General features: G+C 38.1%; 34 protein-coding genes, 1 pseudogene and 1 riboswitch. Of the genes and pseudogenes, 6 read left to right on the forward strand and 29 right to left on the reverse strand.

The genetic code is table 11. The annotated features are described in order from the left end of the window. Window positions 1-328 precede the first annotated feature (328 nt). The 7 genes from HF078_RS08415 to HF078_RS08445 all read right to left on the reverse strand — a co-directional run bounded on the left by HF078_RS08415 (window position 329) and on the right by HF078_RS08445 (window position 5,257). Window positions 329-583 (reverse strand): hypothetical protein, encoded by a 255-nt coding sequence (locus HF078_RS08415; protein ID WP_169290730.1) that lies wholly within the window; start codon window positions 581-583, stop codon window positions 329-331. A 146-nt stretch (window positions 584-729) separates the two neighbouring features. After that, a complete protein-coding gene (locus HF078_RS08420) occupies window positions 730-1,695 on the reverse strand; it encodes an ABC transporter permease (protein WP_169290731.1) in 966 nt (321 codons plus the stop codon). A gap of 2 nt (window positions 1,696-1,697) precedes the next feature. Beyond that, window positions 1,698-2,615, reverse strand: a complete 918-nt coding sequence (locus tag HF078_RS08425; protein ID WP_169290732.1) for an ABC transporter ATP-binding protein — start codon at window positions 2,613-2,615, stop codon at window positions 1,698-1,700. Window positions 2,616-2,629: 14 nt separating this feature from the next. Beyond that, window positions 2,630-3,403 (reverse strand): hypothetical protein, encoded by a 774-nt coding sequence (locus HF078_RS08430; protein WP_169290733.1) that lies wholly within the window; start codon window positions 3,401-3,403, stop codon window positions 2,630-2,632. 11 nt (window positions 3,404-3,414) lie between these two features. After that, window positions 3,415-4,107: an ABC transporter ATP-binding protein gene (locus tag HF078_RS08435; protein WP_169290734.1), complete on the reverse strand. Its 693-nt coding sequence runs from the start codon at window positions 4,105-4,107 to the stop codon at window positions 3,415-3,417. After that, on the reverse strand, window positions 4,104-4,481 hold the full coding sequence (locus HF078_RS08440; RefSeq protein WP_169290735.1) for a GntR family transcriptional regulator: 378 nt from the start codon (window positions 4,479-4,481) through the stop codon (window positions 4,104-4,106). Before HF078_RS08440 ends, HF078_RS08435 begins: the two co-directional genes overlap by 4 nt. Then, a complete protein-coding gene (locus tag HF078_RS08445) occupies window positions 4,478-5,257 on the reverse strand; it encodes a hypothetical protein (protein WP_169290736.1) in 780 nt (259 codons plus the stop codon). Before HF078_RS08445 ends, HF078_RS08440 begins: the two co-directional genes overlap by 4 nt. Before the next feature lie 292 nt (window positions 5,258-5,549). Here HF078_RS08445 and HF078_RS08450 point away from each other — a divergent pair, with 292 nt between their 5' ends. Next, window positions 5,550-5,705 (forward strand): hypothetical protein, encoded by a 156-nt coding sequence (locus HF078_RS08450; protein WP_169290737.1) that lies wholly within the window; start codon window positions 5,550-5,552, stop codon window positions 5,703-5,705. A gap of 44 nt (window positions 5,706-5,749) precedes the next feature. Here the strand turns inward: HF078_RS08450 and HF078_RS08455 are convergent, their stop codons facing one another. The 7 genes from HF078_RS08455 to HF078_RS08485 form a co-directional block, all read right to left on the reverse strand. Then, the gene (locus tag HF078_RS08455; protein ID WP_169290738.1) at window positions 5,750-6,094 is read right to left on the reverse strand and encodes a TIGR04104 family putative zinc finger protein; all 345 of its coding nucleotides are present in this window, start codon (window positions 6,092-6,094) and stop codon (window positions 5,750-5,752) included. Window positions 6,095-6,215: 121 nt separating this feature from the next. After that, a complete protein-coding gene (locus HF078_RS08460; RefSeq protein ID WP_169290739.1) occupies window positions 6,216-6,596 on the reverse strand; it encodes a cytochrome-c oxidase in 381 nt (126 codons plus the stop codon). A gap of 88 nt (window positions 6,597-6,684) precedes the next feature. Next, complete coding sequence (locus tag HF078_RS08465; protein ID WP_169290772.1) at window positions 6,685-7,644, reverse strand: nucleoside hydrolase; 960 nt, start codon at window positions 7,642-7,644, stop codon at window positions 6,685-6,687. A 58-nt stretch (window positions 7,645-7,702) separates the two neighbouring features. Continuing rightward, window positions 7,703-8,779, reverse strand: coding sequence for a Ger(x)C family spore germination protein (locus tag HF078_RS08470; protein WP_169290740.1), 1,077 nt, complete (start codon window positions 8,777-8,779; stop codon window positions 7,703-7,705). Beyond that, window positions 8,766-9,875 carry a GerAB/ArcD/ProY family transporter gene (locus HF078_RS08475; protein WP_169290741.1) on the reverse strand — a complete coding sequence of 370 codons (1,110 nt, stop codon included), beginning with the start codon at window positions 9,873-9,875 and terminating at the stop codon, window positions 8,766-8,768. The genes HF078_RS08470 and HF078_RS08475 overlap by 14 nt, the downstream gene beginning before the upstream one ends. Window positions 9,876-9,892: 17 nt before the next feature. Further along, window positions 9,893-11,413 (reverse strand): spore germination protein, encoded by a 1,521-nt coding sequence (locus HF078_RS08480; protein ID WP_169290742.1) that lies wholly within the window; start codon window positions 11,411-11,413, stop codon window positions 9,893-9,895. Window positions 11,414-11,555: 142 nt separating this feature from the next. Then, on the reverse strand, window positions 11,556-11,882 hold the full coding sequence (locus tag HF078_RS08485; RefSeq protein ID WP_169290743.1) for a hypothetical protein: 327 nt from the start codon (window positions 11,880-11,882) through the stop codon (window positions 11,556-11,558). A 204-nt stretch (window positions 11,883-12,086) separates the two neighbouring features. Between HF078_RS08485 and HF078_RS08490 the strand changes: the two genes are divergently transcribed. Continuing rightward, window positions 12,087-12,560 carry a sigma-70 family RNA polymerase sigma factor gene (locus HF078_RS08490; RefSeq protein WP_169290744.1) on the forward strand — a complete coding sequence of 158 codons (474 nt, stop codon included), beginning with the start codon at window positions 12,087-12,089 and terminating at the stop codon, window positions 12,558-12,560. Window positions 12,561-12,824: 264 nt separating this feature from the next. Here HF078_RS08490 and HF078_RS08495 read toward each other — a convergent pair whose 3' ends face one another. Then, window positions 12,825-13,019 (reverse strand): hypothetical protein, encoded by a 195-nt coding sequence (locus HF078_RS08495; protein ID WP_169290745.1) that lies wholly within the window; start codon window positions 13,017-13,019, stop codon window positions 12,825-12,827. 355 nt (window positions 13,020-13,374) lie between these two features. On the opposite strand from HF078_RS08495, the gene HF078_RS08500 reads away from it, so the two are divergent. Then, window positions 13,375-13,557, forward strand: a complete 183-nt coding sequence (locus HF078_RS08500) for a YkvS family protein (RefSeq protein ID WP_148986847.1) — start codon at window positions 13,375-13,377, stop codon at window positions 13,555-13,557. A gap of 49 nt (window positions 13,558-13,606) precedes the next feature. On the opposite strand, the gene HF078_RS08505 is transcribed toward HF078_RS08500, so the two are convergent. The 8 genes and pseudogenes from HF078_RS08505 to queC form a co-directional block, all read right to left on the reverse strand. Beyond that, window positions 13,607-13,921, reverse strand: coding sequence for an AbrB/MazE/SpoVT family DNA-binding domain-containing protein (locus HF078_RS08505; RefSeq protein WP_169290746.1), 315 nt, complete (start codon window positions 13,919-13,921; stop codon window positions 13,607-13,609). Window positions 13,922-14,003: 82 nt separating this feature from the next. Further along, complete coding sequence (locus HF078_RS08510; protein ID WP_169290747.1) at window positions 14,004-14,672, reverse strand: oxidoreductase; 669 nt, start codon at window positions 14,670-14,672, stop codon at window positions 14,004-14,006. A 59-nt stretch (window positions 14,673-14,731) separates the two neighbouring features. Then, entirely contained in the window at window positions 14,732-15,307 is a 576-nt protein-coding gene (locus HF078_RS21185; protein WP_481748007.1) for a DUF3231 family protein, read from the reverse strand. After that, window positions 15,293-15,559, reverse strand: a pseudogene (locus tag HF078_RS21050) (DUF3231 family protein); the annotation flags it as partial. The pseudogene HF078_RS21050 and the gene HF078_RS21185, both read right to left, overlap by 15 nt. A 266-nt stretch (window positions 15,560-15,825) precedes the next feature. Further along, window positions 15,826-16,323, reverse strand: a complete 498-nt coding sequence (gene queF, locus HF078_RS08520) for a preQ(1) synthase (RefSeq protein ID WP_148986851.1) — start codon at window positions 16,321-16,323, stop codon at window positions 15,826-15,828. Window positions 16,324-16,341: 18 nt separating this feature from the next. Then, window positions 16,342-17,061 carry a 7-carboxy-7-deazaguanine synthase QueE gene (gene queE, locus HF078_RS08525; RefSeq protein ID WP_169290748.1) on the reverse strand — a complete coding sequence of 240 codons (720 nt, stop codon included), beginning with the start codon at window positions 17,059-17,061 and terminating at the stop codon, window positions 16,342-16,344. Then, on the reverse strand, window positions 17,058-17,498 hold the full coding sequence (gene queD, locus HF078_RS08530; RefSeq protein WP_169290749.1) for a 6-carboxytetrahydropterin synthase QueD: 441 nt from the start codon (window positions 17,496-17,498) through the stop codon (window positions 17,058-17,060). Before queD ends, queE begins: the two co-directional genes overlap by 4 nt. Continuing rightward, the gene (queC, locus tag HF078_RS08535) at window positions 17,495-18,166 is read right to left on the reverse strand and encodes a 7-cyano-7-deazaguanine synthase QueC (protein WP_169290750.1); all 672 of its coding nucleotides are present in this window, start codon (window positions 18,164-18,166) and stop codon (window positions 17,495-17,497) included. The genes queD and queC overlap by 4 nt, the downstream gene beginning before the upstream one ends. A 128-nt stretch (window positions 18,167-18,294) precedes the next feature. Next, window positions 18,295-18,340: riboswitch (PreQ1 riboswitch) on the reverse strand. Window positions 18,341-18,470: 130 nt separating this feature from the next. On the opposite strand from queC, the gene HF078_RS08540 reads away from it, so the two are divergent. Further along, window positions 18,471-19,811, forward strand: a complete 1,341-nt coding sequence (locus HF078_RS08540; RefSeq protein WP_169290751.1) for a DUF2254 domain-containing protein — start codon at window positions 18,471-18,473, stop codon at window positions 19,809-19,811. Between the two features lie 32 nt (window positions 19,812-19,843). Here HF078_RS08540 and HF078_RS08545 read toward each other — a convergent pair whose 3' ends face one another. The 3 genes from HF078_RS08545 to HF078_RS20880 all read right to left on the reverse strand — a co-directional run bounded on the left by HF078_RS08545 (window position 19,844) and on the right by HF078_RS20880 (window position 21,325). Beyond that, the gene (locus HF078_RS08545; protein WP_169290752.1) at window positions 19,844-20,302 is read right to left on the reverse strand and encodes a hypothetical protein; all 459 of its coding nucleotides are present in this window, start codon (window positions 20,300-20,302) and stop codon (window positions 19,844-19,846) included. A 17-nt stretch (window positions 20,303-20,319) separates the two neighbouring features. Continuing rightward, on the reverse strand, window positions 20,320-21,084 hold the full coding sequence (locus HF078_RS08550) for a hypothetical protein (RefSeq protein ID WP_169290753.1): 765 nt from the start codon (window positions 21,082-21,084) through the stop codon (window positions 20,320-20,322). Window positions 21,085-21,205: 121 nt separating this feature from the next. Continuing rightward, a complete protein-coding gene (locus tag HF078_RS20880; RefSeq protein ID WP_010193219.1) occupies window positions 21,206-21,325 on the reverse strand; it encodes a DUF6254 family protein in 120 nt (39 codons plus the stop codon). 106 nt (window positions 21,326-21,431) lie between these two features. Between HF078_RS20880 and HF078_RS08555 the strand changes: the two genes are divergently transcribed. Beyond that, window positions 21,432-22,040: a CPBP family intramembrane glutamic endopeptidase gene (locus tag HF078_RS08555; protein WP_169290754.1), complete on the forward strand. Its 609-nt coding sequence runs from the start codon at window positions 21,432-21,434 to the stop codon at window positions 22,038-22,040. Window positions 22,041-22,106: 66 nt separating this feature from the next. After that, window positions 22,107-22,508 carry a hypothetical protein gene (locus HF078_RS08560; RefSeq protein WP_169290755.1) on the forward strand — a complete coding sequence of 134 codons (402 nt, stop codon included), beginning with the start codon at window positions 22,107-22,109 and terminating at the stop codon, window positions 22,506-22,508. Between the two features lie 415 nt (window positions 22,509-22,923). Here HF078_RS08560 and HF078_RS08565 read toward each other — a convergent pair whose 3' ends face one another. From HF078_RS08565 to metX, 3 genes are all read right to left on the reverse strand, one after another. Next, a complete protein-coding gene (locus HF078_RS08565) occupies window positions 22,924-23,946 on the reverse strand; it encodes a hypothetical protein (protein ID WP_169290773.1) in 1,023 nt (340 codons plus the stop codon). Between the two features lie 110 nt (window positions 23,947-24,056). Beyond that, entirely contained in the window at window positions 24,057-25,262 is a 1,206-nt protein-coding gene (locus tag HF078_RS08570; protein WP_169290756.1) for a homoserine dehydrogenase, read from the reverse strand. Continuing rightward, window positions 25,250-26,332 carry a homoserine O-acetyltransferase MetX gene (metX, locus tag HF078_RS08575; RefSeq protein WP_169290757.1) on the reverse strand — a complete coding sequence of 361 codons (1,083 nt, stop codon included), beginning with the start codon at window positions 26,330-26,332 and terminating at the stop codon, window positions 25,250-25,252. Before metX ends, HF078_RS08570 begins: the two co-directional genes overlap by 13 nt. Window position 26,333: the final 1 nt, after the last annotated feature.

The following is a 26,333-nucleotide window of genomic DNA, read 5'->3' on the forward strand; positions in this document are numbered from 1 at the left end:
AGAGGATCAATTCGGTTTTAATTGATCCTCTAAGTAGAGGCGTGCAAGCGAAGTGAATACGTAGCGCGGAAGAAAAAAATACGCCAATCCTATACGTATTGATGTCTATTTTATTGACAGAACTCCAATTATGACCGAACACATCGTTATGCCATCCTCTTTTTGTCCAAAGAAAGTATCAAAGTGTCCGAACCATATATTCACGTCTAAAAAGCACCTAAAAAGAGGCTACTTTTATAAAAATTACAGGATTTTCTCTCATTCGTTTCCTACGCTTTTTCCATTGGTCCTCTCAAAGACCACTCACAAAAAAGAGGCACCTACACTATCAGGCACCTCCCACTCCAGTATCCGCTCTTTTCCTTTTCCGATAGAATGCTTCTCTCCCCATATAACTGTTAAAAAGCAGTTCCATTTTCTCCAAATCTTCCTCTAACACCACTGGGTCTCGTTCATCCCAATAAACATAAGAGACAAAATAATACTTCCGGATAGGAGAAAAAAGCACCTTGGAATGCGGAAACTTATCAAAGAAACCTTGTATCTGCCCTTTTTTCATATAGGAAATATTCACCAGTTCCATCAACATCACCTACTTGTTTAAAGGATAGTCGAATTCGAATTAAAGGCAAAGGGCTTATAGTTGTAATACCACAATTACACGTTAAATACACCATTTTAACTGTTAGCTAAACTATGTCAACTAGTTCCGTCCCACAAGCTAAAAAGTTAAGCTGCAATATCACGTTTCACAAATGTCCAGAAGCTTACTACATGCAACAACACAAAATAGATTAAAAACATGACAGCAGAAAAGCCAAAACTAACTCCTGGTACAATTTGCACGCCTTCAAGCAATGCTTCAAAGTGAATGTTTGCAAACGGAGAATATTTGGCCCATTCAAACTTCATGGCAATAAGCGTTGTAATCTGGGTTCCTGTAAATAAGAGAAATAACGAAATTCCGATTGCAAGCGAGTTATTTCGGAAAACACTCGATATCATGAATGCAATAGTAGCAAACATAATTACTCCCAAGCTGCTCAACGCCAGTTTCAATAGTAAATACAAGAATGGATGAACTTCAAGCACTTCACCACCAACATACAATAGGGAAGGCGTGCTATCAAAACCAAAAGCAATGGCACCTGTCACAAAAGTACTCACAAAAAGGATTGTATAAAAAATGACCATAAACACAAGTACACTGATGTATTTTGCCAACAATATCTTACTTCTGCTAATCGGTCTGATCATTAAGAGTTTAATGGTCCCCCAAGTAAACTCACTAGCTATCATACCAGCTGCAATGATGACAACGAATAGCGTTACTAGACTTGTTAACCCAAGATTTTCATTCATATAAGTCCAAACTGTATTTCCAGTTGCTGGTTCCCTATCATTTTCCAAACGGTGCTCATTGATTGCTAACTGTCGCTCTAGCGTGGATCTATCCCCTTCATCTGACTCTTTAATCGTCATTTCAAGGTACTGATTTTCCTGCTCCAAAGATTCCTGCCAGCTAAGCTCTTGCCCATTAGTACCACCTTCACTTCTCGCATCATCAAGCATCGACCCCATCATGATGGTAAAAATGACTCCAACGGCTGATAATAGCACCAATATCGCACTCATCACGTAAAAGCTTGGCCTTCTAAACCACTTAATCAACTCATTTTGAATTAGATTTTTCATTGTTAGACACCTCGCTCTTGTGACGTTTTTTCTAAAAACTTATCTTCGAGTGTTTTTGTAACTTCTTTCACTTCAAAAACAGCAATCTCTTTTTCTACTAAGCTTTTAATAAATACTGGGACAGTTGTACGATCCATTTCCACCTGTAGTCTGCCCTCTGTAAGATTATGAGGCATTTCCATTTCACGCATTAATGACATCGCCTCTTCCACCGGCTCACAGTCCAGTTGAAATAGCGTCTTGCCTCCATCGTTAATAAAGTCCCTGATACTTTGAATATCAATTAGCTCACCCTTTTGAATAATGCCGACCCTATCACACATCAATTCCATTTCAGATAAAAGATGGCTTGAAACAACAATCGCCATTCCTTCTTCCCTTGCTAGACTTCGCAAATAATCCCTTATCTCCCGTATACCTGCTGGATCCAGTCCGTTCGTTGGCTCATCAAGAATTAACACTTTTGGTTTATGTAATAGTGCCTGCGCTATTCCTAAGCGCTGTCTCATTCCCAGAGAATAAGTCTTTACCTTTTCCCGGATCCTTCCGGTTAAGCCGACCAGTTCTATCACCTCATCCAGTCGTTCCGATGTTATGCCTGGCATCATCCGAGCATATTGTTTCAAATTCTGATATCCCGTAAGAAACTTATACATTTCCGGATTTTCTACGATAGCGCCAACTTGGCGGACGGCCTTCTCATACTCAGTTTTGATGCTTGCTCCATCGATATGAATATCACCTGAAGTAATACTCATCAGTCCTACCATCATTCGGATGGTTGTCGTTTTTCCAGCACCGTTTGGTCCAAGAAAACCAAACACTTCTCCTTTATATACCTCGAATGAAACATCCTTGATGATCTCTTTGCTTCCGATGTCCTTGCAAACATTTGTCAGCTTTACTGCAGCATCATTCATGATCATAGCTCCTTTTAAACTTCTATTTTCTTCACATTCCTGACGGTAAGAAAAAACAATATCATACTGATAAGTGTGAATACCGCTACCAAACCAAGGGAAAAATCGGACATTGTCACTCCCATCGATATTTCCTGATAACCATCTTCAGATTCTAATACTTTCGTACCAATTGATACAGCTGGAAAGCTGCCAACTTCGTTGAGGCCTTCAAACCAAATACTTCTTCTGAACCCCTCATGTACTTGAAAGGCAACATACGCTATTACCCCTCCTATGATTGCACGTATAAATTCACCAGGCTTTCCTCTTGCTGCTGCAAAACGCGACCAAAAATAGACTGCCCATACACAAAGGTACAAACCAAAGCCCAATATAGACCAAATCAGCGCTAAACCCTCAATAAACATTTTTCCTTGAAGAAAAGGCTGCCCACTTATAAAGGTTGAAATTGCATAAAAAACAATTGCAATAGAAATAGATATTAGACAATGGACCAATGAAATAACTAATTTACTAGAGATAAGAGAACGTACAGGGTTTGGATTATGAAGCCAAATTTTTAATCTTTGTTCTTTTACAAGGTTCATCACCATGTCAGTGCCCATATAAAAGATATGGATGCTCACTATAGTCAGACTTACCGCAATGGCAACACTTGGTTGGTTTAAGCTAAATGAAGCTCCTATCCCAACTAGCCAGAAGATCAAGATAAATAAATAATTCTGCCATAGTCCTTTGAGCGATACCTTCCATTCTTTTGACATTAACCCTAAATAATAGCTCATATCTTCACCCCCTATTCCTGTAAATTTGCAATCATCCAGTCTTTAACCGACACTCCATCCGATTCCCTAATCTGTTCTACGTTGTGATGAGCAATAAAGTTTCCATTTTTTATTAACACCACTTCATCTAGCAATGATTCTATTTCATCTATTTCGTGCGTGGCAATGATAATCGTCTGTTTACCGAAATTCAAAAAAGTCAGAAGTCCCTTTACAATTGAATCTCTCACCATGGGGTCCAATCCTGAAAACGGCTCATCCAACAGAATGTAATCCGCTTGCCTAGATAGGGCCAGCACAAGCTTTAACCTTCCTCTATTACCCTTGGACAATGCTTTTATCTTTTTGGTTGGCTCAAGTTTCATAAACATCAAAAGCTCTTTCGCTTTCTTCTTGTCGAAATCTCCGAATTGGGATGCATAGAATTTGACCATGTCCTCTACCGACAAGGCATCATAAAATACGTCAAGTTCTGTCATATAGGCTACCTTTCTGGCAATCTGGCGGTTTGCTATTTCTCCATCCACTGTCACCTTACCTTTATCTGGTCTAACTAACCCGGCTATCATCTTGAGACTGGTAGATTTTCCGCTACCGTTTGGACCAAGCAGTCCAATAATTTTTCCTTTTTCAAATGACAGATCCCCATCCTTCACCGCAATATCTGTGCCGTATTTTTTACTAACCTGTTCGAATCTAATCATTTCTGATTTTCCCCCTTCTCCAAGAATCTTTCCACACTTTCAACCATCTCCCTTTTTGATGCACCTATTTCTCTCATGCTCTGGACAAAGCTTTCTACGACTTTTGTTTCCATGTCTTTTTTCAATCGCATGAGCATCCCCTCATTTTCTGTTACGAATGTCCCTTGACCTCTTTTGGTTTCCACGATTTCCATCCTCTCCATTTCACTGTATGTTCTTTGAATGGTATTCGGATTCACACCTGACTGAATTGCCATTTCCCGAACGGAAGGAAGCTTATCTCCAGGCTTTAACACACCTCGGACGATTTCTTTACTTATACGATCAATGATCTGCAGATATATTGGTTTATCAGCATCGTATTTTACCGTCATTTTACCTCCACCGCCTTATTTAACAACAAACTTGATATGAAAAAGAGAACCGTTATCTTTATAGATGAAATTAACAAGCCTGCCAATGAAATCTTTTCACTACCAGATTTAACCCCGAGGCCATCTTCTTCTATATAGACATTCATAAATTTTGTCAGTTCAATTGGAACAGGTAGAACTGATTGCAGTCCTGCCAACAACTGATTTTCTAGAAATAGGATCAAAATGATGCTAGCAATAATAAATAAAGTGAAAAGGACCTTTTTAAACTTGGCTACAAAAACGAACTTCCCCATCGAATGGTAAACTGTCCAATAAAACGTGTAAAAAATGGCGAGTTCCAATCCGCTGAATGTTAATTGTATACACATTTGAAATAAAGATCCTGCAGTTAAGAAGTTCTCACTCGGACTGTCTAAAATAATCACCGTTAACCCTAATAATATGCAAGCCAGAAATAGGCTGATGAATTGGAGCAAAATCCCTGTCAGAAGTTTACTGCCTAAGATCATAGATGTAGAACGTGGATTATGTAGCCACATTTGCGACTTTTCCTCCAAGCTCAGTCCTGAACCTACTATCATGGTGATATATATTACATGAATACCGACAATCATGGATGTCGCAATATACAAAAGTTCAGGGTTCTTGGTGATCACACTCCCCCCCAATACAACAGCCCAAATAAAGAGCTTGAAACATAAAAGAAGTATGAAAGTGTTTTTAGATAGCAGCCATTCTTTTCTCATCAATCCTTTAAATGCATTTGTTTCCATTAAAACTCCCCTTTTTGTTTTAGTGTTCTAGTTAGATAGTACACTAAGACAAACTGGAGCGTCAATCCTTTAATTCAATTTTTTTACAATAAGTATCTTGCCGAAATTCATGTTAAACATTTCAATCATTATACCGATAAAATAAATACCTCTTTTATATAAGTGTGGTAAAATGACACTGGTGTACATATATTTAGTTTTTTTTACAAAATTCTACTTAATTACTTATTATTTGTTAGAATATTTTGTATAATATACTTACAAATTTCTTCATGTGTGTAGGAGTGAAGTGATGGATACGAGAGCTAGAAGAATTGTACGTAATAATAAAAAAAGCCAATTCCATTATTTAATTGTATTAAAAGATTTTATCGGTTCTTTTATACTTCATGCTATTTCACTGGTCATTGTGGCTGCTTTCCTGATTTGGGTATTAGATCAGGTGTAAAAACAAAATAAAAAACGAGAAGGAATCAAAATCCTTCTCGTTTTTTATTTTGCTTTTTTCTCTTCCTTTTCCTCCATTGGCTGTTGTAGCGATTTTCTATATCGCACTTTGGTTGCTGCATAAAACACACCTGCTGATCCAAAAACCAATACAATTAGCACTTGACTCCACCTTGTATGTAAGACTCCCATCATCGCACTTAACATATAGGCAATGAGAATTGGGATTAGGACTGTATAAAGAGATAGGATGAAACGGAATTTTTCATCTACTTCATAAACGGTACCGCAACTCTCACATTTAATAGGTCGATAGCCAAAAAACACTGAGGTTAACTTGGTTTTATATTTTATTTCTTCTTGACAGGTAGGACATTGATGAAATGACATGTACTCGACCCCTTTTAAGTAATTCTTCTTCCATTCATCATATCAAAAGCCATGCTGAAGGAGTAGTTGAAATACAAAAAAGATCCAGTACACTACCTAGGGTACTGGATAGAACAATAAATTATTCATTTTCAGTAGCTTGTTTAACGTTCTTGAATACATTTATCACAAATAGCAACACACCTAGGGTTGTTAAATTCGCCCCGATAATGGTCAAAATCAATAAAGTATCATTACCATGCACCACAAAAGCCAAGCCTACCATCATCATCAGCAAGCCTATATTGTGTAACCAAAAATGCCATGTAGCAAGCCTCGTTTTTCCCGCTGCAGGAAATAAAATATAAATGATACCAGCAAGTGTCAAAGCGGTCCAACCAAGAAGATTAATATGAACGTGTACAGGTGTCAAATTGTATGCATGTGCCGTTGACATATAATAACCAATCCCCACACCTATCAAAAAATAAATAACAGAAATCTTAATCAATCTAACTCCCATCGCCAACCCTCCAGTTCTAAACGTTCACGCATTACTATCGTACGTACAGTCATGAGTCTATAGAACTGGTTAATTCCAAATATTACAATTATTGATTGTTGTTTGGATTAGTAGAAGACATGATTCTAACAAAATTTTCAGCGAAATCATCTGTATTTACTTCTAATGCAACGGTCACTTTATTTCCTTTTTCATCTGGTTTTGGGCGAAAGTCTGCTATACTAACTCCTCTAAGGTTTCCTTCATTTAACCCCACTGTAACTACTTTCTCGACATATTTGAAAGCTTGCGGCGTTGTTACAGCAAACAATGTCATCACATCATGCAAAGGGCTTCCATCTATACCCGGAACAAGCTTCTGGTAAGCTTTAAAATAATAATCAAATATGTCTTTTATTAGGTTTTGATACGGATTGTTTTGTTGTTTGCTAATCTCATTAATCATTGTAGGAGTGATAATTGCATCTTTTGTGACATTCAACGGGTAAAGCACACCATTTTTTACTTTTTCCATCACAATACCAGCTGCAATCGGATCGCCATAGAAATTTGCTTCTGCTCCAGCTGTTACATTTCCTGGTATAAGGAAGGCACCTCCCATTAAATAATACCCCTTAACTGAATTCATCGTATCTGCACCTGCTAGATTAAAGGAAATGGCAAGGGAAGTTGACCTCCCAACATCTACAATGATTAATTCCTCTCCATATTCCTCAATCAATTGAAAGATCGCATCAAAATTCAGCAACTCTCCCTTAATTGTGGCTGGCGGGTTAATAGGCCCTAATCCATCTTCTCCATGTATCTCTGGATAATAGGATGCAAACTCACCAGATAGCGGTGTCTTTGCTCCACCAATTAACACAATATCCTTTCTGCCTCCTAGTTCCAGAAGATATGCCACATTTTGAGTGGCTTGCTCTTGATCGACATTGCCATAGCTTGTCACAACACCAACCAGTTCAATTTCCGGATTAAGTAGTGCATAAATGATGGCTAGCGAATCATCAATTCCCGGATCACAGTATAAAAGAACCTTCTGAGGCATCATTCTCCCCCTCTATTGGTTGTTATCCAATTATATTCACCGGGATCGTGAAATTGACCTATTCAATAATTCCAGAGCTGATAAGTCTTACTTCTGCCTCAACTTGTACAGTTATAGTTGGATAAGTAGAATCTTTCCATTTTTTAAAGTCAAATCCTCTTTTTCGAGATTTTGCTTCATATCCTAAGCCAATTGGGTCTACACCTTTTTCCTGGAATTCCTTTATCATTGATTCTGATTCCTTGATGATCTTTTCTTCCATCATCTTCTGAAACTCCTTCAACTCCTTAGGTGTCACTTTATTACCTGTATACTCTCTCACTGCTCCATCCAAGCTTACAATCATCCTAATAGATGGAATGTCGTCTTTCCATTTCACCTTAAACTTCCTGTCTGTCTTTATACTTCTGATTGAAACGAATTGTTCCTTATCTTTCACTTTCAATGAAACGGTCCCGTCTGCATGCTTGTCAACGAGTGTTTTAAAATAAAACAGTTTTTCATTTGGAATGGTCATTTCATATTTATCTTCTTTCAATACTGCCGCACCAACAATTTCTGCACTTTTTTCTGTCTTCTTCAAAATTGGTAAGTTTGGGTCTTTCCCTTTTTGATAAAAATCAGACAAAAAAATATGCAAGTTGGTTTCTGGCACATCTCTTCGGTCAATATTATGTTTTAAAAGATTATATAAGTGATCTCCTGTGCCTCTTGTACCAAGATCTTGCTGCAGGAGGTCTTTTGTGTCCCCTTCTACAATCGCCAAATATAATCCTGTACCAATACTTGCATCGCGCTGTAAACCATCTACAAGATCGATAACACCTTTTTCCGCCAATGCTTTGTTGAACAAAACCAACTCTAAGCTTCCATTAACAATTGGTGCAGACGATTCCTTCTGCGCATTCCTCAATATATCTTTATTTAAATTAGAGATTCCAGTAAATCTTTCATTCACTATGGTTTGATCAGCTTTATAAACAGGGACGACAAAAATACCCTCCACTTCATTTTCTCCAATTAAATCAAAGCCTTCTACTGATTCAATATTAATATCATCGACAATTTCCTTTTCCAGGCACCCAGTTAGAGACAGACAGATTGTAATAATCCAGATGATATTATGACGAGGCATTTTCTTTTTTCCCCTTTCTCCAATATATAAAGGTAATGAATAGGAATAATATTGGAATATATATATAAACCATATAAAATCCGACTTTTCCAAGATAACTGTTCAAATCATTAATTAATTTTCTGTCTTCAAATTGATTCATAAGAATAAAAACGACAATTGTAATGATCATTAATGAGGTTCTGTGTTTTAGCTTGGTCATCCTTTTCGCAAGCCTACTAGAACACCATAGAAACAAGCACACATTTGGAAGAATAATTAGACACCAGTTTGCAATCCCGATGTATTCTACACGCTCTACGAAAGGAAGCTCAATGATTTTCCAAATGGATAGTGTTGCCCAAATACTCTTCTGCAGCTTACCTTCACTGAAATAGGCAAACGTAATTAGGGCAAATATGAGATAAATGGAAGAGGTGACGAACACCCCTAAATGAGCCCATTTTTTCGATTGCTGAGGTTTGCTAATGAATGGATAAAATACTAATAGTGTCTCAAAACCAAGCATACTTAAAGTCATATCCTTACCGGAGAGGAAAATCTCCTTAAACGAGTGATCAAAAATTGGTAACAGGTTACGAAAATTTGCATATTCCAATGGTAGCACAATGGTTAGAAATAAATAGGAGGGTAGCATAACACCCAAAAATGCAACTCCTGTAATGACCCTGAACCCACCAGTAATAATATAATAAACAAGTAGTAAAAATAACAAAGAGAAAAACCATGTACTCAAATCTGGGAACAACCAAACTTGAACTACCTCTATATAAGTTCTGAGCACTGTTACAACTGTCATGATAAAGTAAAAAACAAAGAAAAGGTTTAATAGGTTGCCTATCCATTTTCCAAAAGCAATTCGGTGCGCACTCGCCAAATCACCATCGCTCTTTTCACAAATCTTATAAATCATATAAATGATGATATGAGTAAAGAAACCAAATAGAATAATTCCCATCCATGCATCATAGCCGGCAGACATTGCAATGACCCTCTGATAACCAAGTGCCCCAACTCCAAACTGTGTGCTATGAATTAAATAAAACACTAAAAAAGGTGATATTTGAAAATTTTTAGGAACTGTTTGCAATGTCATACCTCCCTTCTATTTCTTCACTCATCAATATCTTTTTTGGGCTTGGTTTTTGTCTTAGTCGTTCGTTGTGGTTTATTGGTTCTTAATTGCCCAGGTCTTTCTGTTTGCATGGAGAATGGTAACCGTAACAGAGCATCTTTCATATCTTTAACCCTTGGAGGGTAAATGGGCTCCAAATAAGGCCTTCCGAGAGATGTCAGCCTTAACAAGTGAGCTGCCAAGATACAGAAACAAAAAACAATGCCAAGCAATCCCCATAATTCTGCAAACAAAAGAAAAGGGAACCTCAATAGTCGAATGGTGTTACCCATTTTATAAACAGGTGTCGTAAAAGATGCTAGCGCAGCAAGCGCAACTATAATTAAGAGAACGTTACTTGTCAGACCAGCTTCAACCGAAGCCGTTCCAATAACGATTCCACCCACGATACCGATGGTCTGACCTACCTTTGTTGGAAGTCTTGCTCCAGCTTCCCGTAGTAATTCGATAGTCAATTCAAGAAAAACCGCTTCTAAAATAGGCGGCAAAGGAACCTCTCGCCTTGAAGAAATCAATGTGCTCAGTAGATCTTTTGGAATCAATTCATAGTGATAGCTTAAAACTGCTACATAGACCGGGGTAACCAAGATAGAAAAGGCAACACCAAACAGTCTTATTAGACGAAAAAATGAAGAAAGCCAATAACTTAAATAATAATCTTCAAAGGAAGAGAAAAATTCAACCAGAGTAGTCGGACCTATTAGTCCATGTGGGGAGCCGTCCACCATGATCACTACTTTTCCTTCAGTCAATGCCGACACAATTCGGTCGGGCCTTTCTGTGTCCAGAAGGAGCGGAAATATCGTATTACCGTCATCGGATATTAGTTGTGTGATATAAGAACTGTCATTAATATGATCGAATTCTACGTCATCAAGCCGTTGCGTTACAGTCTGAACATTATCCTTATTGACAATTCCATCCAAGTAGATTACAGCAATTCGTGTCCTAGAGATAGTACCTAACTTCTTTTGCTCCACTGTTAACATTGGAGTACTTAAGCGTCTTCTTATAAGGTTTATATTAGAATCTATATTTTCCACGAAGGATTCTTTTGGTCCAATAACGCTGAACTCTACTTCTGGCAAAGAAACAGCACGTGTCTGTACAAATTCTGAACGTACTAACAACCCTTTTTTGTCTTTCTCCCCAATCTGCACAAAAATGAATCCTGATAACAGCTTTTCTCTTACTTCCTTAGGGTCGGAGCTAATGGTCACTACTTCAATTGGTAAAATGTTTTTTAAATCTTGCAAATTGCTCCACGGTCTGGTGGAAATGCTATGTAATATGTCACGATGCAGGAAATCAGTATCTACTAATGTGTAGTAATAGTTAATCCACACTTTCCTATTGCCATCATTGGTCTCATTTGTAAATCTCAAAAAATCTATAGACTTCTCCATTTGTAATAATAATTGCGTTACAGTCATGTCTTCTACTTTGTTAGATGTTTCACCGTTTCTGGGTGAAAACAGTTTTTTAAGCAGTTTTTTCATCAAACTCCCCCCTCTCTTTAGGTACTGGACGTCACAATTCTTCTCTTATTTTTCCTATAAAGTTATGTAATATACCAACTGTTAAATGGGCAGATATTCAGGCCATAAAAAAAAGAGTCCTATTTGGACTCTGAAGTGCTGACTATTTTTGTGGCCGTCTAATAATCTCTACCACATCAAAAATACGAATATGATAAATGTTCTTATCCACATCTTTGATTGTAAGTTTGTTCGCTTTATAGCGGAAAGATTGTATACGACCGGTAATTTGGATGACATCTCCTTCAAACCAGATTGACATCTTGAAAATTTCCTTTGCCATATACATATGACGTAATAACTTCTTTATATATTGAATATCCGGAATATTTTCCGGGTACAACAGAAATCCTTGTACTGTCCGGTCCGCGTCATTTTTCCATAAATACATGGATTGATTTGATAGTTTATCTTCTTTTTTATGTTCCATGGCAATTACCCCTTTTCTTACAATATCGTTGATACACTCTTACAGGTAACCTCCATACACAACAGAACATATAACTATACAAGCCATATGCCATTTCTACTACACAGTTTATTCCTGATATCCTGACATGTCAACCAAACAACCGTGCACTATAGTGGATGTACCGGGAATAAAGAAAAGCTAGCTTTTCGTTAGGATCTCCTAATGAAACCACCTTTTGAAAGTGTATTAGATGAGTACACTCCTATGATACACCATATCATTAAGACTTTGAACATATACAAAGATAAAGATCGATACGTTCATGAAGCAACAATCGCTTTATGGGAAGCTTACTGTTCTCAAGACTGCTCAAAGGGGTCATTTACTTCTTATGCTTATTCATCCATAAGGGGAAAATTGCTAAATTATTTAAAAAAAGAGGTGCGTTGGGAAAATACACACATGTTTGTAGATGAGCTGCCGAAAACTTCAACTGATTTTTTTAATCCATCGATGGGTAATTTGGAGGAATACACTTGCTATTTAACAGAAAAGCAGAAGAAGTGGGTCGTTGAATGCATTATTAAAGGCAAGAAATTGGAGGAAGTTGCGGTACAGGAAGGGGTTACGGTTAGTGCGGTTAAGTCTTGGCGGGCAGAGGCACTGAAAAAGCTTAGGAGAGAAATTTCAAAGTAACAATAAGAAACTTTAAGGGGGCCACTGAAAAACTCTTTGAATTTAGATGTTGTTTAGACACCGCTGTTGATTTCCGCAAATGGCTTCGCTTTCCTAGGGGCGCTGCTGGAGCCTCCTCGGCTTCGCCTGTGGGGTCTCCACCTAGCGCTATCTCCCTAAGGAGTCTTCGCCTTTTGCTCCAATCACCAGCTAGGAATCATTAAAAACTTTACGTTATCAATTTCTCAGTGGCCCCATAAAAAGCTGGCTCCGATCCGCTTCTTTTTAGCTTCTTGCTTCTTGCATATATTGATAGACTACCTCACCATTGTGCTTGGCAATGCCTCTAAAGTGTTTAAAGTCCTCACGAGCAACCAGCACTTTACGAAAAATCATGAAATCCTCTTTTTGAATTTTATATTCATGAAGCTCTCCAGTTTTAAGCTTGTCCAATATTTCTGTTGCTAAATTTTCATTCACAATCATCACTCCATCTTTCCAAAATACTATTGTATATTTTATCACTGTAGACCTGATGTGAAAATAAGAAGCAAAAAAACCCCTTCTAAAGAAGGGGTTTTATGGGGGATAAGGAATAAAATGAATGGGGCAATTAGGTAGCCCTAGTATTATATATGCTATTCATCCATTAACGGTCACAAAGCAGAACAAAATAAATTAAAAGAAAATTTAGAAAAAATAGTATGAAACTATTTACGTTTCTGCAAAAATAATGCAAACTGTATGTAACACTTTTAAATCCACTATTTCACAAAAATAAAAAGCCAGACAGAGTAAGTAGCTGTTGGTGAACACTATTTAGGGGGAGATATCGTTGAAAAAAGCAGAAGTGGGAAACATCATAGAATTTCGTGAAGGTCTTCAAGGGGTAGTAGAGAAAGTAAATGAAAACTCTGTCATAGTTGACCTAACCTATATGAACAATTATCGTGATTTAGAATTGGAACAACGAACCGTGGTTAATCATAAAAACTATAAGATTGTAAAATCCGTATAGAATAATGCCAAAAAAGACTTCCCAAAATTCTAAGGGGAAGTCTTTTTTACTAACCAGTTTCCTCTTCTAAAATTTCCAAAACGACGGCTGATCGCTCTTTATCAAGGCGAACAGAAAAATGTGTTTCTTCATTGATATTTAAGTTGCGCCTAATCTCAATAGGAATGTTAACTTTTCCGTTATTGGAAACAATGGATTCATTAAAAATGTGCTCTTCATTAATTGGTTTCATGACTAACCCTAAAGGTTGTTCCATAATCATCAAGACATCGCCATCGGAAATATCAAGTTGTTCTCTTATTGACTTGGGAATGGTTAAATGGCCAGATTTACGAATTCTCCTAAGCTCTTTCGTTTGGCTCATAAGGGACACTCCTATTTTTTATTTCTTATTCCCTGCTATGCTGAAATGAAAACGAACTTTGCCAATAAAGATATAATAAGGGTCAAAGGTCACCTATTTTTGCAATAAGATCTGATTCTACAATATGCACACCGTTTCTTCCATCTTTTAAAAATCTTACCATCGCTTTTGCAACTGTTTGTCCATGTACAGAACGGTATTTTTTCAACTTTCCACGCAATACTGGCTGAATGGCAGTGCCTAGAACTTCTCCAATTCTTTCCCCCAGTCTAAACTCCTCTCGATCTCCAAGAAGTAAGGAAGGCCTAAAGAAATAGGTAGACGGAATGCCAATTGCCGAAACGGCTTTTTCCATCTCACCTTTTACATGATTGTAGAAAAATCTAGAATTTTCATCGGCTCCAATAGCTGATACTACAGCGATTCTGGTTACTCCATTTTCTTTGGCAAGACGGGCTGCTTCCACTACATAATCAAAGTCCACTTTTCGAAAGTTTTCTTGTGTGCCTGCTTTTTTCTTAGTTGTTCCTAAACAAACGAAGAGATCATCGACCTTAAAATGTTCCTTATAGTCAGACATTTTATCGAAATCAATTTTCACTTCATTTAACTTAGGTTGAGTCTCAGTCGTTTGCTTCCTTACAAATGTGGTAAGGTTTTCGTAATCAGAATTTTGCGAAATCTCCCTCTTTACGTATGCTCCTACTAAACCGGTTGCACCAATTAATAGAGCGCTTCTATTTAAATTCATATAAGGTTCTCCTCTACCTTTGTTATTTACTTTATAACAGAATTAGCGTTTTCCTACAACTATTCACGCTCTTGAGACAATTCCTCTCTATCAGCGGTTGAAGGTGGTTTTTCCATCCAGCGATTGTTAACCATAATGTCAGCACCTGACTTTGCAAGTAACGCTGACTCTGAAGAAAGTTTTTCATATTTCATCGCAAGATCTGTCCGTTGACTTGCAGCGAAAGCAGTAGCATAATTCCCGATTCCAGCTGCAACCATCAAACTATTATGAAACATCATTAATTTATCAGAAAATGGTGGAATGTGAGAAGCAGTTACGGAATAGTCTGCTGCCATAGGTGCTTGGATATCATCTTTCAGCAATATATCTACAAAAGCTTTTATATGAGAATGAGCTAACTGTTTCGCAGATACCATAAACTCACGAACCTCACTGCTGACAGCTGTCTGGGAAAAGGCAGTACAAAGAAGCATTCCAATCTGATTAGTTTCGATATTCAGACTTAAATGAGTGACTTCTATTGTATTTAATGTCCGTTTGTTTACAAGAGGGTTTAAGCCGCTGAAATATTTTTTGCTTTCTACTAAATATGCTCGATTAGGAATAACCGTATATGGCTTCTTAATATATATACCTCTTTCTAATAGAAGGTCTGTTGTTATATCAAAAATTTCGATAGTTCTCTGCAGGAATGTCGTAAAAAGCGTTCTGATATCTTTATTGAATACTGCGCTTAGACTTGCGCTATATGTAGCCATTCCAATTTTGGCCATTTGGAGTACATAAGATAGTTGGAATGTGTCTGAAAATAGCCTCGGCGCTTTAAGATTTATGTCATTTTCCGAGAATGCAATTGGAAGGGGATATTTCCCTTTCCAGAAAACGGCCTTTAGTTCAGGTGGAGACCCCGCAGGCGTAGCTGAGGAGGCTCACGTCAGCCCCTAGGAAAGCGAAGCCATTTGCGGAAATCAACAGCGGTGTTTAAAGAAATTCTAAAAACAATGACTTTTTCAGCGGCCTCCATCGGAGTGAGGAGACTCACGGACCGCCCGCAGGCAAGCGAAGCGCCTGGAACGGAAATCAACTGTATTTAAAACTTGCTTTATTAAAAAAAAGAAAACACAAAAGGAGCTGTGTTTTCTTAAGTGATTTATCTGTTATCGATTTTTTCTGGATATAGGTCGTGGTTCATTAGGCGGTATTGTGCCATTTCCTCATATTTTGTTCCCGGTTTTCCGTAGTTAGTGTACGGATCGATGGAGATGCCACCACGCGGAGTGAATTTGCCCCATACTTCTATATAGCGAGGGTCCATTAATTCAATCAGGTCGTTCATAATAATATTCATGCAATCCTCGTGGAAATCTCCATGGTTACGGAAACTGAATAGGTACAGCTTCAATGATTTGCTCTCCACCATCAACTCACCCGGGATATAACTGATATAAATGGTTGCAAAATCTGGCTGATTCGTTTTTGGACATAAGCTTGTGAATTCAGGGCAATTGAATTTCACAAAGTAATCTCTGTTAGGATGCTTGTTTTCAAAAGTCTCCAAGACGTCCGGGGAATAGTTGAACAAGTAATTTGTCCCTTGATTCCCTAGCAATGTTACACCTTCTAATTCTGAATCTTTTCTTCCTGACATTTACAATCTCTCCTTTAATTAAACTCCTCGTTTGTTACCCCATACTAGTGTGTGCAGTTGTGGCAACACGCGGACGTTATTCATTTCATCATCTTTCATTACTTGATCGATTAACCACTCATATTTACCCAACAATTGGTTGACTAATTTTTCATCATCCTCTGTGGTGGTATCATCATTTCCGACTTGCACATAAAAAGCTACATCCGGATACTCTTTGTGAACTTTCTTTGCATAAGTCAAATCGTCCTCATCAAATACCACTACTTTTAGAGATACACTACTTTTATTAACTTTTCCGAGCAGGTCACTCAGTATCGAAAAGTTTGTATCCATTCCGGAGCTTGGCGGTTTAGGAGAGATGGTTAAGTCATCTATTTCCATTAGCCAATCCTGCCATTTGCTTCCTTGTGTTTCAAGTGCCACCTTAATCTCGTTTTGATGCAGGAGCTTTACAAGATCCCCTATATTTTTTAGAAGAGCTGGATTCCCTCCAGAAATAGTGACGTGATTAAAGGCTTTCCCACCAATCTCACACAATTGACTATAGATTTCTTCCGGAGACATCATCAAAATATCGTCCTTAGCACTGCCATCCCATGTGAACGCAGAATCACACCAAGAGCAGCGGTAATCACACCCAGCAGTCCGAACGAACATCGTTTTCTGCCCGATGACCATTCCTTCCCCTTGGATTGTAGGGCCGAATATTTCTAAAACTGGTATCAGGCTGCTCATTGTTTTTTCCCCTTCTTAGGTCGGTAAATACAATAACTTGTCGGTGTTTCCCGTACATATACTTGAAGACAGGTTGGTTTGGATGGCAAAGTCTTCAAATGATTTTCTATCGTTTCCCACATGACTCTTGCCACCACTTCCGTTGTTGGGAAAAAATTCGGGTCCTGGTCATTAAAGACATCTTTATGGTCATTAAGAACGGTATGATCAAATTTGTCGTGCAAAAGCTTTTTTAACACTTGAAAATTAACAAGAAAACCAGCCTCATCGAGTTCATCTCCTGCAACTGTTACATTGACGAAGTAGGTATGCCCATGTACTTGTTTGCATTTCCCGGCAGCATCTGTTGGAACAAAATGTGCCGCTGCTATTTGCATATCCTTGTTTAATTCATAGCAATAATCATGTTGTACTTGTGGATAGATTTGTTGCATCATGAGGACACAACTCCTTTATCTTTTTTAGCAAGATAGTCATCCAACCCACGTTTTCTTAGTTTACATGCAGGGCACTCTCCGCACCCTTCCGCAATAACTCCATTATAGCAAGTCAAAGTCTTTGTCCTTACAAAGTCTAGGGATTCAAGATCATCTGCAAGTTTCCATGTTTCTTCTTTGTTTAGCCACATTAAAGGCGTGTGGATGACAAACGGATAATCCATTGAAAGATTTAATGTAACATTCATGGATTTAATAAAAACATCGCGACAGTCAGGGTAACCGCTGAAGTCTGTTTCACATACTCCTGTTACTATATGTCTCGCACCTATCTGTTTAGCTGCAACCGCTGCAAAAGATAGGAATAAAAGGTTTCTTCCGTCTACAAAGGTACTTGGAAGTTCCCCTTCTTTTTCTTCAATTTCAATATCATTTCTTGTAAGAGCATTTGGTGTTAATTGTCCTAGAAGGGACATATCAAGAATTCGGTGTTTTACTCCAAGTTCTTTTGCAATATTTTTCGCACAATCAATTTCTAGTTCATGTCGTTGTCCGTAATGGAACGTGACTGCTTCCACTTCATCAAATTCTTTCATTGCCCAAATTAGGCAAGTAGTGCTGTCCTGCCCGCCACTGAACACGACCATCGCTTTTTCCTGTTGCTTCATCGTGTCTTCACTCCTTTAATCTTCTCAATCTATAGTCATAGAAAAAACGCTAACCAAAAATAATGGAGGCTAGCGCATAACATCGGAAAAAATAAAAAAACTATATCCTAAGGAATATAGTTTGGTATCTGTCCTTAGTTTTTTATAGAGGGTATTTGCTAGAACCTCTCCTGACGCTAATATCGGCGTAAGACTTTATTCAATTTAACTTTGTTACTATAACATATTAAGATAAAATATTCTACTTTTACTTATGTGAATGATTTGTATTTATTCCAGTTTATTAAATAAAAGGAGTGTTAGTATGGCACGTTCTGTGAATATGTTGCGTTTAAGGACCAACTTTTGGTTCCTGCCCGTTTTTTATGGCGGGGTGGCACTTCTTTTAGCAATAGGAACCCTTCTATTAGATCATTATATTATGTCAGGGAAAGTCGAGAAACTAATTCCCTCCATCTTCTTATCAAATATTGATCTTGCACAAACAATATTAAGTTCGATTGCTTCTTCTCTCTTAACAATGACAACCATTACTTTTTCGACCATCCTTGTTGTATTGACCACTTACCTTTCGCAGTTTTCTCCAAGAGCCCTGCAAAATTTCATAACGGACCATGCTACACAAAGAGTACTTGGTATTTTTACAGCAGGTTTTATCTATTCCATTATTCTGCTGTTATTTCTTAAAGAAACGAGAGAAGAACAGCTTTTTCTTGTCCCTTCCTTTGCGGTCGCTATAGCTATTCTTTGTCTAATAGTATTCGTTTTTTTCATTCAGCATGTTACAACATGGATTCAAGTAAGCAATTTATTACACAACATAACCGTAGAAACTTTGGAATGTATGGAAGAGTTATTTAATGATAGTGACAACTCCACCCAAGATGCTCCTTGGGATGATTGGGAGAGTAAAGAAATAACCACAAAGGAACCCATTACCATCATGTCGGACAAACCTGGCTATGTACAATATATTGATATAGACGCACTAGTAAAAATTGCATATGAAACGGATTGTATTGTTCGTGTGGAAAGACAACAAGGTGATTATATAAATGAGCATACGCCTATGCTTTCCATTTGGGGTTCAGGTGAAAAAATCCAAAAAGATGTCTTCCGATCTTTAATTACCGTTTCCATAGCAAGAGCTCCTCTTGAAGATGTAGAATTTGGAATAAGAAAGGTAACAGAAATTGGAGTCAGGGCACTTTCACCGGGGATAAATGATCCAAGCACAGCAGTTCATTGTATTGAGCAATTAGGCACTCTTCTATCTAAACTTACTTCTATGAAAGGCATTAAACCTTATTTCAATGATGTTTATAGGAATTTGCGGGTAATTGTAAAAACACCCGATTTTTTTAGTTATCTTGATATCGCTTTTTCTCCCATTGTTCGCTATGGAAAAATGGACTTTGATGTTATGCATTCTGTTCTTGATGTTCTCAAATTGGTTTCCGATCACTCTCCCCCTTTTCGAAAAGAAGCTATTTGGAAGTATACAATACATACGATTGAATCAATAAAGAAAGAAAAGTATCTCGAACTGGAAAGAGAGAGATTAAATACAAATATTAAGGATTTATGTTATTCACTTGGATACGCTAAAGACATTGAAAGAATGAAGTTGAAAAACAATCTTTAAAGGCCTTTCCTATTAATAGGAAAGGCCCTTTGTCATCTATTCAAAATACCCACACCCAGCACCATGTTGTTCCACAGAACATCCTCCACTTTTTCCTGCTTTTCTTTTGGGCATTGAATCATGATCACCATATCAGCATCCGATCCACGTTTACTAAATGATTTCTCGCTTTTTTTAGTAAAATAATAATCAATCAAAAAACCGAAGATACCTCCAAACACTAGCCCAAAAAGCCCCCAGAGAATTGGACCCAAGTAAAAGATGTATCCGTAAATGACTCCCAACAACATAAAAATGATACCGAAAATAGCAGCTAAGTCGACTAGACTTCTCCCATCAGATCGATGCATAGAGTCAATCGCTTTTGTTTGGTATTTAATCTTATCCAGTGGTACTACTAAGATTTGCTCTTTCGTTAGGCCAAGCTCTTCTAATTCACGTAATGTAAGTTCCATTTCCATGTTGTATTTAAATGTGGCGAAAATGTACATTACTTTCCAGCTCTTTTCTATATCGGCATTTTAAACTGAATATCCTGGTATTTATCTTTCAATTCTCTAGATAAATACTTATCAATAAATTTATTGAGTTCCACTGCACTCACATAGGAATCATATACTGCAAAACAATAAATAGAAGGGACAAATAAGAGCCACTGAGGCACCAAAATATCCGTAGCCCCTTGGAAATTGCCAACCAATGTCATGTGAATGGCTGGAAAGACATTTGCTTCATATGTAATAATTACCCACCAAGTTAAGAAGAAGATTACTGACAAGATTCTTGTTACATAGAGATTACCTAACCCAGGAGTTAATAAAGACCAAATAATTGCAAGCAAAGGATTCTTTTTGTCAAGAACATTTATTTCTATATAAGATGTATTATTAATCAGTAGTGGAAACTCTTCATGGTAGGCTAATGTATAATGCTTATTCAATTCAATCGTGAGCCGGTAACTGTCCCATATTGAAAACACATACATGCAAATATATAATATGATCCAATGTTGGTCCAATACCGCAATCGCCTCTTCAAATCGTCCTGTCATGGAAAAGAAAATAGCTTCGTTTAAATGTGAGAACGAATTAATTACTACTTCCCATGTAATTAATATGAAAGCTGTCAGGTATTTCGATAACATAAAATGCCCAAACCCTGGAAATGCAGCCCCCCACCACGCAACAACAAAAGGTTTGCGATAATGTATAAGACTTGTAGTATATGGGCTAAAGATGCCAACATATCTTTTTTTATCATGCTGAAAACCCATTCTCTAAGCCTCATTTCTGTAATATCTTCCAATAGTATGCATTTATCCTACCCTCAATATACACTGCTCGTTTATAAAAACAGAGGTCATCCCCAAATTTGGAATGACCATCGGTTGGGATTTATTTATTTTTTCCAGCTTCATCTGCAAGCTGTTCAAAACTCTTTACTTTTCCATGTTCATTTTGCGACTGCTTTCTCACTTTTCTTTGTCTTTCCTGCTGGCTTTTGGATTGAGTCATCTTTCCCATCTCCTTACATATATTAAGTATTTACCCCAATAGTATGTACGTTTCTTCAATCGAGCTTTCCTGTTAAAATAAGGGCAACCCCTACTAGGAGAAAATTATGATGAAAAAGACTTTTATGATTTTGGTATTAGCAAACCTTTTACTTGCAAGTAGCTTTCTGCTAACTGATTATTTTTGGACGCTCTTTCCTGTTTCGTTATTCATCCTTATTGTTATTAGCATGAATGAAAAGAAAATTGAACGCCCTTTTGTGCGATTTTTCAACTTCCCTAAGATCTCCTATGGTATCTTATCAGGAACCATATTATACGCAATATTTTTAGTGACCTATTTAATACTAAAAGTACTTCCCTTTCCGCTGATAATTTTTGTGGAAGAATTATATCTGATTGTAGGGCCAAATAGTTGGTGGCATTACTTCGCATTGATTCTTATCATTATTCCAGGAGAGGAAATTTTCTGGAGATGGTATCTTCAATCCAAGCTAGTAGATCGATACGGTCAGTTATTGGGGGTTGTGGCAGGCGCATGTCTGTATGCCTTAGCTCACATTTGGACAGGTAATCCGATGTTGGTTGCCGCAGCAGCTACGGCAGGTGTTGTGTGGGGCACCTTGTATGTATGGAAAAACTCTCTTCCTCTTGTCATCCTCTCCCACCTTGTATTTGATATATGGCTACTCATCATTTTCCCTTTAAACTTCTGATATCTCAATTGGAAGTTTTCAGGTAAAATATAAACTTATTGTGTATTTTTTAGGAGGAGATGTTTCGTGGATGCTTTATACTTATTTGTTATAGCTGCCGTGATTGCAAGTTTTGGGATCTCAATTGTATTACGTTTTAATATGGAGAAACTTGTGTTAGAGCCAGAAACCTTTGCACAAATACAAACCAGGTTCTTTATTTATGTTGCTGTCATTGAAGCCCTGCCAATCATTCTAATTGTTTTCGGGTTTATGTCATTGATGGAATCAACGGTTAATGTATTCATCCCAATTACAATTGTCGCAGTGAGTGTGTTAGTGAACTTTATTCTTAACATTATTAAAAAGAATGAACTTGTAAGCGGTGCACCGGAACTGCAAGAAAAACTTATGACATTCTTCCTGATCGGCAACGTCCTAATGACCGCCATCCCACTAGTCGCAATCGTCGCTACATTTGTACGATAAAACACCATATTATATTGAACAAAACGAATCAGGGAGTTAGAGAGATATACATTGAAGATTACTATCCACCCTGTTGACTGAAGTGCAAGGTGTGAGACTCCTGTGGGGGATAACGGTAGCTTGAGACCCCGCAGGCGAAGCCGAGGAGGCTTAAGCACCGTCCTCTGGATAAGCGAACACCTGGAACGAAAGGAAACAGGGAGTTAGAGAGATATCCGTTGGAGATTTCTATCCACCCTGTTGACTGAAGTGCAAGGTGTGAGACTCCTGTGGGGGGTAACGGTAGCTTGAGACCCCGCAGGCGAAGCCGAGGAGGCTCAACCACCGTCCTCTGGATAAGCGAACACCTGGAACGAAAGGAAACAGGGAGTTAGAGAGATATCCAGTGAAAAAACATGTCCAACCTACATCCCACTCACTTCCTCGCAACCAACAACACCAAAAACGCCATACTCACATACCCAAAAAACGGATACAAATGCTCAATCAAACTACCATACCCAATCTGACTTATCATATAAATAATACTCACCAACACAATCGTCACCACATACCTAGACACCCTCAACATACTCTCCAACTGCCGCTGCAACCCAAAAATATCACTCACAACAGACGTAAATATCTCCCCATAAATCACAAAAACATAAATACCAAAAAACGAAAGCATACTCAACTTCACCACTTCTGCCATCGGTATTTCAAACGTATGGAAATCAGGAAGAGAAGCAATCGATATATGACAGGTTAATAAAATAAAACATAAAACCAATCCACCAATGAACCCGCCACGCTTAATAATCCAATCATCCTTCGCTTCCGTTGCCAACGGGACAAGAACCGGCTGTGCCATGGCAAGATTGAATGACACATACATAAAAGGTGCCAACCATCCCTTTAAACTATCCTGTACAGGCGTGAGACTTAAGAAAGATAGCCCATTATCAGCAATCGAATTTCCTGCAATAATAAAACTGAAAATAATCATGACCGGTACTACAATAACATTGACCCCAACCAACCCTTTTACACCAAAAAGGACAACACCTACAGAGAGCACAACTGTAATGAGCAAACCAAGCTGAAAGGACCAACCCAGTTGTTCCTCAAAAACTGCACCTGCTCCAGAAAGCATTACTGCCCCCACACAAATCAAAATGACTAACATAAAGAGATTCACTACCGTTCCGGCAGACATACCAAATAAATACTCGTTAAACTCTTTATAGGAATTTGCTTTGATTCTTTTGGAAATCAGCATCATTTTTGTTCCCAGCCAAATAAATAAAAAACCGCTCATAAGTATTGTGATAAAACCCATCCATCCATATTGAGTAAAAAACTGAACAATCTCTTTTCCTGTTGCAAAACCTGCCCCTACAATGGTGCCTACATACACCGCCCCTATCTGACAAGCACTAAGCCAGCTGCGTTTCACGATTGCCACACCCTCTTCTCCCTAAACATTCCACCAAAATAAAACCAGCTTGTCACATATATATGAGACAAGCCGGTAAGAAAGAAGAGAGATTTACATCAGCCTAAAGATTATACGTTTACTTTTTCAACTGTATGTCGATAATTCCCTTTAAGTTTAAAGGAGGCTACATATGGGTTTTCTAATAGAATCCTATCAACTTCCTCTGTTTCCACTACAGCCGCTTTATCAGATAAACGAGCTAAAACATGGATGTCATAAGGTATATCTAGTTTTCCATTCTTACTAAAAAGCACCCATTTAAATGAAGGTTCGGAGTCCTCTTGATACTCTACATAAGCTGGTTTTGAATAAACAGGACGGCCAATTTGAATGATATCTTCAAGAATAGCACTTGCTGTTGGATACATACCTGCTCCAGGTCCTTGCAGTTGAACATTTCCAACAAGGTCGGTCTCAATGGAAATCGCGTTTTGCACACCATCTACTTGATAAAATGGATGTTCTACTGAAATTAAAGCCGGCTCTACCCTGCACTGTACCCCTTTTTCCCCTTTAAATAATGTGACAATATGCCTGAATCGTAGTCCAAGCTCATCGGCTATTTCCACATATTCTGCCGTGATTTCTTTAATTCCCTTGCGTATAATGGACTGCTCAACTGGTTTTTCTCCATAGATTAGCCCGCTCAAAATCACTCCCTTGTAATAGGCATCAAACCCCTCAATATCATTGGCAGGATCAGCCTCTGCAAATCCATTTTCTTGAGCTGCTAGTAAAGTCGCTTCAAAAGAATGGCCATCTTTTCTCATGCTAGATAAGATGAAATTGGAAGTTCCATTTAATATTGCTTCTACTTTTTGAATCCGATTTACCTGCAACAGTTGCCTTAGAGTCTGAATGATAGGGACTCCACCAGCTACTGTTGCTTCAAAGCCTACCGAAACTCCCCTCTTTTTAGCCAAGGCTAGAAGCTCTTCTCCATGATGGGCAAACATTTCCTTGTTCGCCGTCACCACGTGAATCCTTTTTTCTATTGCCTGTTCTAAATAGGTGCGTCCTGGCTCACATCCCACAATTGCATCCACTATTACATGCAAGTTTGGCAATTTAATTATCTCTTTAAAGTTCGTCGTTAGCAGAATCCCTTCCTCACGAAATTCTTGATGTTTTTCGAGATTTTTAACAAGGATTGCCACAACCCTCACACGTTTCCCCAAAACCTGCTCTAACCTTTTTTGGTGTGATTTAATGGAGTGATGGACTCCTTTGCCTACTGTACCGAATCCAAGGATTGCTATATTTAAGTCAGACATTCTGCCACTTCCTTTCTTTCTAATATGTTTTTGACATGATGGCCCCATTTCTCAAATTCTACAAGAAACCCGTCATGCCCAAACCTCGTCTCCACATGTAAATATGTTGCATCTTTATTAAGTTCCTTCATTTCTTTAACGAGTTCCTCTGCTAGAGGTGGAGGATAAAGAAGATCACCATAAAAACTAAGCATGAATATTTTTGCCTCGACCCGCTCCAGCGCTCTTTGCCAACCGCCTCTATTGAGACCGATATCGTATTGATCCATAGCCTGAAGAAGAATCAGGTAGCTATTCGCATCAAAGCGTTCTGAAAATTTTGTTCCCTGGTACTTTAGATAAGAGTCAACCTGATATTCAATCTCCACTCCTTCTTTTCTTTCCCTCTTAAAACGATCATTAAATAAACTTTCTGATCGGTAGGTAACCAGGCCTACCATTCTTGCGATTTCCATGCCTTTAATGCTCGTTCCTTCCGAATAATTTCCGTTATCCCAAAGTGGATCTGACTTTATCGCATGGCGACCAATGGAATTGTAAGCTAAGGCATAATCCGTGAAATATGGCGACACTGCCATTGGTATAAGTATTTCTGAGAATTGAGGATATAAATGTCCCCACTCAAGTACTTGCATTCCACCAAGCGATCCGCCGATAATCGCTTTTACTCGTTTTACACCTAACTTTTGTAAAGCTTTATACTGAGAATGCACCATATCTCTGATAGTTACGGCGGGAAAGGTGGCGCCATATTTTTTATCCGTTTCGGGGTTTATGCTTTTTGGCCCTGTGCTACCATTACATCCTCCAAGTACGTTTATTGTTATAACTTGGTATCTGTTTGTGTCAACATAAAGACCAGGGCCGATAAATTCACTCCACCAACCTGGTGATTCTTTTGAACCGACAGTGGCTTGATTTCCAGATAGTGCGTGGCAAACCACAATAACTTCACCAGCCAGGTTACCTTTTCGTTCATACGCAATCTCCACATTAGGGAGATTAATTCCGTTTTCTAAAAGCAACGTTCCGATCGATACCTTATTGGTATGTTCCGATTGACAGCTCACA

The sequence above is a fragment of the Bacillus sp. RO2 genome, from assembly GCF_012911845.1.
Classification (GTDB): Bacteria; Bacillota; Bacilli; order Bacillales; family Bacillaceae_I; genus Sutcliffiella_A.

Excerpts from the sequence above, each read along its gene's own strand:
- HF078_RS08415 (WP_169290730.1), bottom strand. The coding sequence starts at position 583 with ATGGAACTGGTGAATATTTCCTATATGAAAAAAGGGCAGATACAAGGT.
- HF078_RS08420 (WP_169290731.1), bottom strand. The coding sequence starts at position 1,695 with ATGAAAAATCTAATTCAAAATGAGTTGATTAAGTGGTTTAGAAGGCCA.
- HF078_RS08425 (WP_169290732.1), bottom strand. The coding sequence starts at position 2,615 with ATGAATGATGCTGCAGTAAAGCTGACAAATGTTTGCAAGGACATCGGA.
- HF078_RS08430 (WP_169290733.1), bottom strand. The coding sequence starts at position 3,403 with ATGAGCTATTATTTAGGGTTAATGTCAAAAGAATGGAAGGTATCGCTC.
- HF078_RS08435 (WP_169290734.1), bottom strand. The coding sequence starts at position 4,107 with ATGATTAGATTCGAACAGGTTAGTAAAAAATACGGCACAGATATTGCG.
- HF078_RS08440 (WP_169290735.1), bottom strand. The coding sequence starts at position 4,481 with ATGACGGTAAAATACGATGCTGATAAACCAATATATCTGCAGATCATT.
- HF078_RS08445 (WP_169290736.1), bottom strand. The coding sequence starts at position 5,257 with ATGGAAACAAATGCATTTAAAGGATTGATGAGAAAAGAATGGCTGCTA.
- HF078_RS08450 (WP_169290737.1), top strand. The coding sequence starts at position 5,550 with ATGGATACGAGAGCTAGAAGAATTGTACGTAATAATAAAAAAAGCCAA.
- HF078_RS08455 (WP_169290738.1), bottom strand. The coding sequence starts at position 6,094 with ATGTCATTTCATCAATGTCCTACCTGTCAAGAAGAAATAAAATATAAA.
- HF078_RS08460 (WP_169290739.1), bottom strand. The coding sequence starts at position 6,596 with ATGGGAGTTAGATTGATTAAGATTTCTGTTATTTATTTTTTGATAGGT.
- HF078_RS08465 (WP_169290772.1), bottom strand. The coding sequence starts at position 7,644 with ATGCCTCAGAAGGTTCTTTTATACTGTGATCCGGGAATTGATGATTCG.
- HF078_RS08470 (WP_169290740.1), bottom strand. The coding sequence starts at position 8,779 with ATGCCTCGTCATAATATCATCTGGATTATTACAATCTGTCTGTCTCTA.
- HF078_RS08475 (WP_169290741.1), bottom strand. The coding sequence starts at position 9,875 with ATGACATTGCAAACAGTTCCTAAAAATTTTCAAATATCACCTTTTTTA.
- HF078_RS08480 (WP_169290742.1), bottom strand. The coding sequence starts at position 11,413 with ATGAAAAAACTGCTTAAAAAACTGTTTTCACCCAGAAACGGTGAAACA.
- HF078_RS08485 (WP_169290743.1), bottom strand. The coding sequence starts at position 11,882 with ATGGAACATAAAAAAGAAGATAAACTATCAAATCAATCCATGTATTTA.
- HF078_RS08490 (WP_169290744.1), top strand. The coding sequence starts at position 12,087 with ATGAAACCACCTTTTGAAAGTGTATTAGATGAGTACACTCCTATGATA.
- HF078_RS08505 (WP_169290746.1), bottom strand. The coding sequence starts at position 13,921 with ATGAGCCAAACGAAAGAGCTTAGGAGAATTCGTAAATCTGGCCATTTA.
- HF078_RS08510 (WP_169290747.1), bottom strand. The coding sequence starts at position 14,672 with ATGAATTTAAATAGAAGCGCTCTATTAATTGGTGCAACCGGTTTAGTA.
- queF (WP_148986851.1), bottom strand. The coding sequence starts at position 16,323 with ATGTCAGGAAGAAAAGATTCAGAATTAGAAGGTGTAACATTGCTAGGG.
- queE (WP_169290748.1), bottom strand. The coding sequence starts at position 17,061 with ATGAGCAGCCTGATACCAGTTTTAGAAATATTCGGCCCTACAATCCAA.
- queD (WP_169290749.1), bottom strand. The coding sequence starts at position 17,498 with ATGATGCAACAAATCTATCCACAAGTACAACATGATTATTGCTATGAA.
- queC (WP_169290750.1), bottom strand. The coding sequence starts at position 18,166 with ATGAAGCAACAGGAAAAAGCGATGGTCGTGTTCAGTGGCGGGCAGGAC.
- HF078_RS08540 (WP_169290751.1), top strand. The coding sequence starts at position 18,471 with ATGGCACGTTCTGTGAATATGTTGCGTTTAAGGACCAACTTTTGGTTC.
- HF078_RS08545 (WP_169290752.1), bottom strand. The coding sequence starts at position 20,302 with ATGTACATTTTCGCCACATTTAAATACAACATGGAAATGGAACTTACA.
- HF078_RS08550 (WP_169290753.1), bottom strand. The coding sequence starts at position 21,084 with ATGGGTTTTCAGCATGATAAAAAAAGATATGTTGGCATCTTTAGCCCA.
- HF078_RS20880 (WP_010193219.1), bottom strand. The coding sequence starts at position 21,325 with ATGACTCAATCCAAAAGCCAGCAGGAAAGACAAAGAAAAGTGAGAAAG.
- HF078_RS08555 (WP_169290754.1), top strand. The coding sequence starts at position 21,432 with ATGATGAAAAAGACTTTTATGATTTTGGTATTAGCAAACCTTTTACTT.
- HF078_RS08570 (WP_169290756.1), bottom strand. The coding sequence starts at position 25,262 with ATGTCTGACTTAAATATAGCAATCCTTGGATTCGGTACAGTAGGCAAA.